Source organism: Rhodococcus tukisamuensis NBRC 100609, from assembly GCF_001894985.1.
Taxonomy (GTDB): Bacteria; Actinomycetota; Actinomycetes; order Mycobacteriales; family Mycobacteriaceae; genus Rhodococcus_G; species Rhodococcus_G tukisamuensis.
Genome location: NZ_BCXG01000007.1, coordinates 284,642 through 290,666 on the forward strand (window position 1 = coordinate 284,642; position 6,025 = coordinate 290,666).

Consider the following 6,025-nt stretch of genomic DNA (forward strand, 5'->3'; position numbering starts at 1 on the left):
GCCCCGCCGACGGCGAACCTCAAAGACGAGTGGAGCTGACGTGACCACCAGTATTGATTCATTTGGCGCCAAGGGAACTCTCGAGGTCGGAGACAACTCGTACGAGATCTTCCGACTCTCGGCAGTTCCCGGCACCGAGAAGCTGCCGTACGCGCTGAAGGTTCTCGCCGAGAACCTGCTGCGCACCGAAGACGGCGCGAACATCACCGCCGACCACATCCGCTCGATCGCGAGCTGGGATCCGTCGGCCGACCCGAGCATCGAGATCCAGTTCACCCCGGCCCGCGTGATCATGCAGGACTTCACCGGCGTGCCCTGCATCGTCGACCTGGCCACCATGCGTGAGGCCGTCACCGCTCTCGGCGGCGACCCGAGCAAGGTCAACCCGCTCTCCCCCGCCGACATGGTCATCGACCACTCGGTCATCCTCGACGTCTTCGGCCGCGCCGACGCCCTCGAGCGCAACGTCGACCTCGAGTACCAGCGCAACGGCGAGCGTTACCAGTTCCTGCGCTGGGGCCAGGGCGCGTTCGACGACTTCAAGGTCGTCCCCCCGGGCATGGGCATCGTGCACCAGGTCAACATCGAGTACCTGGCGCCCACCGTCATGATCCGTAACGGTCAGGCATACCCCGACACCTGCGTCGGCACCGACTCGCACACCACCATGGTCAACGGCCTGGGCGTGCTGGGCTGGGGCGTCGGCGGCATCGAGGCCGAGGCCGCGATGCTCGGCCAGCCGGTCTCCATGCTGATCCCGCGCGTCGTCGGCTTCAAGCTGACCGGCGAGATCAAGCCCGGCGTGACCGCCACCGACGTGGTGCTCACTGTCACCGACATGCTGCGCAAGCACGGCGTCGTCGGCAAGTTCGTCGAGTTCTACGGCAAGGGCGTCGCCGAGGTGCCGCTGGCCAACCGCGCCACCCTGGGCAACATGAGCCCCGAGTTCGGTTCCACCGCCGCGATCTTCCCGATCGACGAGGAGACCGTGAACTACCTGCGCCTGACCGGCCGCAGCGAGGAGCAGCTCGCGCTCGTCGAGGCGTACGCCAAGGAACAGGGCATGTGGCACGACGCCGACGCCGAGCCCAACTACTCCGAGTACCTCGAGCTGGATCTCGGCTCCGTGGTGCCGTCCATCGCAGGCCCGAAGCGCCCGCAGGACCGCATCCTGCTCTCGGACTCGAAGAACGCGTTCCGTCGCGACATCCACACCTACGTGGAGGATCACGCCGCGGCCGACCACAGCCAGCTGGACGAGGCCGTCGAGGAGTCCTTCCCCGCGTCCGATCCCGCCGCGCTCTCCTACGCTGACGACGCCGCCGGCGCCGTGGCGTCGGCCGCGAACGGCGCCGAGGGCCGCCCCTCCAAGCCGGTGCGCGTCACCACCCCGGAGCAGGGCGAGTTCGTGCTCGACCACGGCGCCGTCGTGGTCGCGGGCATCACCTCCTGCACCAACACCTCGAACCCGTCGGTGATGCTGGGCGCCGCCCTGCTGGCCCGCAACGCGGTCGAGAAGGGCCTGTCCACCAAGCCGTGGGTCAAGACCAACATGGCGCCGGGCTCGCAGGTCGTCAACGACTACTACGAGAAGGCCGGCCTCTGGCCGTACCTCGAGAAGCTCGGCTACTACCTCGGTGGCTACGGCTGCACCACGTGCATCGGCAACACCGGTCCCCTGCCGGAGAACATCTCCAAGGCGATCAACGACAACGACCTGTCGGTCACCGCGGTGCTCTCGGGCAACCGCAACTTCGAGGGCCGCATCTCCCCCGACGTCAAGATGAACTACCTGGCCTCCCCGCCGCTGGTCATCGCCTACGGTCTCGCCGGCACCATGGACTTCGACTTCGAGGTCGATCCCCTCGGACAGGACACCGACGGCAACGACGTCTTCCTGAAGGACATCTGGCCCTCGACGAAGGAGATCGAGGAGACCATCGCGTCCTCGATCAACCAGGACATGTTCGTCAACTCCTACGCCAACGTCTTCAAGGGCGACGAGCGCTGGCAGAACCTGTCCACCCCGGAGGGCGACACCTTCGCGTGGGACGAGAACTCGACCTACGTCCGCAAGGCGCCGTACTTCGAGGGCATGACGATGGAGACCACCCCGGTCACCGACATCACGGGCGCCCGCGTCCTGGCGTTGCTGGGCGACTCGGTCACCACCGACCACATCAGCCCGGCCGGCCCGATCAAGCCCGGCACCCCGGCGGCGCAGTACCTGGACGCCAACGGTGTCGAGCGCAAGGACTACAACTCCCTGGGCTCGCGTCGCGGCAACCACGAGGTGATGATCCGCGGCACGTTCGCGAACATCCGCCTGCGCAACCAGCTCCTCGACGACGTCTCGGGCGGCTACACCCGCGACTTCACCCTCGAGGGCGGCCCGCAGTCGTTCATCTACGACGCGTCGCAGAACTACCAGGCCGCCGGCATCCCGCTGGTCGTCCTGGGCGGCAAGGAGTACGGCTCCGGCTCCTCGCGTGACTGGGCCGCCAAGGGCACCAGCCTGCTGGGCGTCAAGGCCGTCATCACCGAGTCGTTCGAGCGCATCCACCGCTCCAACCTCATCGGCATGGGCGTTGTGCCGCTGCAGTTCCCGGCCGGCGAGTCCGCCGGGTCGCTGGGCCTGGACGGCACCGAGACCTTCGACATCACGGGCATCACCAAGCTCAACGAGGGTGTCACCCCGAGGACCATGAAGGTCACGGCCACCAAGACGGACGGCTCCAAGGTCGAGTTCGACGCCGTCGTCCGCATCGACACCCCCGGTGAGGCGGACTACTACCGCAACGGCGGCATCCTGCAGTACGTGCTGCGCAACATGATCAGGGGCTAGTCGCACCTGATCCTGTGGTCTAGGTAGATCGCACAGAGCGCGGACGGCGGGCTCGGGACGTCTCGTCTCGAGCCCGCCGTTCCCGTTCGGTACGAAAGGATGTCGGCTGTGCCCAAGGTCAGCGAGGACCACCTCGCAGCACGACGGAGCCAGATACTCGACGGCTCCCGGCGGTGCTTCGCGGAGTACGGCTACGAGGGCGCCACTGTGCGCCGACTGGAGGAGGAAACCGGGCTCTCGCGCGGCGCCATCTTCCACCATTTCAAGGACAAGGACGGGCTGTTCCTGGCGCTGGCCCACGAGGATGCCCGCAGGATGGCGGACGTGGCGGCCGAGCAAGGCCTGGTCCAGGTGATGCGCGACATGCTCGCGCAGCCCGAGCAGTTCGACTGGCTCGGCACCCGCCTGGAGATCGCGCGGCGGCTGCGCACCGACCCGGAGTTCGCCCGGGACTGGACGCAGCACAGCGCGGAACTGACCCAGGCCACGGTCAGCCGGCTCGAACGCCAGAAGTCGGCGGGACGGCTGCGCGACGACCTGCCGACCGAGGTGCTGCTCGGCTACCTCGATCTGGTGCTCGACGGTCTGATCGCGCGGATCGCGTCCGGGCATGCGACCGAGAACCTTTCCGCGGTACTCGATCTCGTGGAGGAATCGGTGCGGCGCCGGGACTGAACTCGACGTCTCCTTCAGCCGCCGACGGGCGGGGTGAGTCACGCCATCCGGTGTCGATTCGCCCCGCCCCGCCCGCGCAACACGACCCCGGACTCGGTCAGCACGGTGCGGATGAAGCCGTACGAACGGCCGGTGGCCTCGGCGAGGCTTCGGATGCTCTCACCGCGCGTGTAGCGGTCCCGCAGGTCCCGCTGCAGGGCATCGCGAGTCGCGCCGGTTATCCGGGTTCCCTTGCGAAGCGGATCGGGTCCTGCCATCGACGACCTCCAGGCGAGCCTGCGAGTGTTCGGTCAGCAGTTCCAGGCTAGCCACCACGCCCGGGTCACGGCAACGACCCGCGCGCCCGTCAGCCCTGCTCGATGTACGACTCGAGCTGGTCACGTTCGCACTGCAGCTCGTCGATCCGGCTCTTCACCACGTCACCGATGCTGACGATGCCGAGCAGCCGGCCGTCCTCGACCACCGGCAGGTGCCGGATCCGCCGTTCGGTCATGGTCTCGGCGAGGCTGTCCAAGCTGTCGGTGGGCAGGCAGGTGAACACCGAGGCCGCCATGATGTCGGCGACCCGGGCGCCGAGCACCTCCGCGCCGCGCTCGTGGATCTGGCGCACCACGTCGCGTTCGGACACGATGCCGACCATCGCGCCGTTCTCGACCACCACCAGGGCGCCGACGTTGCGCCGGGCAAGTTCCGCGATCAGCCCGCCGACCGACAACCCCGGGCCCACCGTCGACACCGCCGCGCCCTTACGCCGTAACACATCCGCGATTCGCATCTGGACACACCGACCCGTCCGCTCTCGACTACCCGCCAGATGATCATAGGCAGGCAGTCGAGCCGGACGGAACCGTCGGGCGCCGCGGATGTCACGGCAGCCCCGGGCGCTCAGGCGAGCTGGATGAGCTCCAGGTACTCCTGCGACCAGTGGTCCTCCTGGCCGTCGGGCAGCAGGATGACCCGCTCCGGGTTCAACGCCTCCGCCGCACCCGGGTCGTGCGTGACCAGCACGACCGCGCCCTTGTAGCTGCGCAGCGCGTCGAGCACCTGCTCGCGGGAGATCGGGTCCAGGTTGTTCGTCGGCTCGTCGAGCAGCAGCACGTTCGCCGCCGACGACACCAGCCCGGCCAGCGCCAGACGGGTCTTCTCACCGCCGGACAGGGTGCCCGCCGGCTGCTCGAGCTGCGGCCCGGTGAACATGAACGCACCGAGCAGCGAACGCAGCTCCTGCTCCCCCGTGTCGGGCGCGGCGTGCCGGATGTTCTCCCACACCGACGCGTCGTCGTCGAGGGTGTCGTGCTCCTGCGCGAAGTAGCCGATCTTGAGCCCGTGCCCGGGCACCAGCCGGCCGGTGTTGGGGCTCTCCGTGCCGGCCAGGATGCGCAGCAGCGTGGTCTTGCCGGCGCCGTTGAGCCCGAGCACCACCACCCGGCTGCCGCGGTCGATGGCCAGGTCGACGCCGGCGAAGATCTCCAGCGACCCGTACATCTTGGTGAGGTTCTCGGCCATCAGCGGCGTCTTGCCGCAGGTGGCGGGCTCCGGGAAGCGGATGTGCGCGACCTTGTCGGAGACCCGGACGTCGTCGAGCGCGGCCATCAGCTTGTCCGCGCGCTTGGCCATGTTCTGGGCGGCGGTCGCCTTGGTGGCCTTGGCGCCGAGCTTGGCGGCCTGCACGCGCAGCGCGCCGGCCTTCTTCTCGGCGTTGGCGCGCTCGCGGCGGCGACGCTGCTCGTCGGTGGCGCGGGCGTCGAGGTACTTCTGCCAGCCCATGTTGTAGACGTCGGCCTCGGCGCGCACGGCGTCGAGGAACCACACCCGGTTGACCACGTCGCCGAGCAGCTCCACGTCGTGGCTGATCACGATCAGTCCGCCGTCGTGGTTCTGCAGGAACCCGCGCAGCCAGGTGATCGAGTCGGCGTCGAGGTGGTTGGTGGGCTCGTCGAGCAGCAGGATGGTGTCCGAGCGGCCGCCGCTGCCGTCCGACGCCGCGAACAGGATGCGGGCCAGCTCCACCCGGCGGCGCTGACCGCCGGACAGGGTGCGCAGCGGCTGCCCGAGGATGCGGTCGGCCAGCCCGAGGCTGTTGCAGATCCGGGCCGCCTCGCTCTCCGCGACGTAGCCGCCGAGGGACGAGAACCGGTCCTCGAGCTGCCCGTACCTGCGGACGGCCTTGTCCAGCTCGGCCGGGTCGACGAGCTCGGCCATCAGGGCCTGCTGCTTGTCCATGTCCCGGAGCAACGCGTCGAGGCCGCGGGCCGAGAGCACCCGGTCCTTGGCGAGCACGTCGAGGTCGCCCTCCTTGGGGTCCTGCGGCAGGTAGCCGAGGTCTCCGGTGCGGATGACCTCACCCGCGTAGGGCTCGCCCTCGCCGGCGAGGATGCGCAGGGTGGTGGTCTTTCCGGCGCCGTTGCGGCCGACGAGACCGATGCGGTCGCCGGACTGGACGCGCAGGGCAGGGCCGGGCGCGGAGAGGAGGGTCCGCACACCGGCACGAACTTCGAGGTCGGT

At 69.0% G+C, this 6,025-nt stretch carries 5 protein-coding genes; 2 read left to right on the forward strand and 3 right to left on the reverse strand.

Annotation, left to right across the window (positions count from 1 at the left end; genetic code table 11):
- Window positions 1-40: 40 nt before the first annotated feature.
- Both acnA and RT2_RS10990 read left to right on the forward strand, forming a co-directional pair.
- Window positions 41-2,845: an aconitate hydratase AcnA gene (acnA, locus tag RT2_RS10985; RefSeq protein ID WP_072844795.1), complete on the forward strand. Its 2,805-nt coding sequence runs from the start codon at window positions 41-43 to the stop codon at window positions 2,843-2,845.
- A 108-nt stretch (window positions 2,846-2,953) separates the two neighbouring features.
- The gene (locus RT2_RS10990; protein WP_072844796.1) at window positions 2,954-3,520 is read left to right on the forward strand and encodes a TetR/AcrR family transcriptional regulator; all 567 of its coding nucleotides are present in this window, start codon (window positions 2,954-2,956) and stop codon (window positions 3,518-3,520) included.
- Window positions 3,521-3,558: 38 nt separating this feature from the next.
- Here the strand turns inward: RT2_RS10990 and RT2_RS10995 are convergent, their stop codons facing one another.
- The 3 genes from RT2_RS10995 to RT2_RS11005 all read right to left on the reverse strand — a co-directional run.
- On the reverse strand, window positions 3,559-3,777 hold the full coding sequence (locus RT2_RS10995) for a helix-turn-helix domain-containing protein (RefSeq protein WP_072844797.1): 219 nt from the start codon (window positions 3,775-3,777) through the stop codon (window positions 3,559-3,561).
- Between the two features lie 89 nt (window positions 3,778-3,866).
- Complete coding sequence (locus RT2_RS11000; protein ID WP_072844798.1) at window positions 3,867-4,295, reverse strand: CBS domain-containing protein; 429 nt, start codon at window positions 4,293-4,295, stop codon at window positions 3,867-3,869.
- A gap of 110 nt (window positions 4,296-4,405) precedes the next feature.
- Window positions 4,406-6,025: ABC-F family ATP-binding cassette domain-containing protein (locus RT2_RS11005; protein ID WP_174556697.1), on the reverse strand; the 1,620-nt coding region annotated here is incomplete at its 5' end.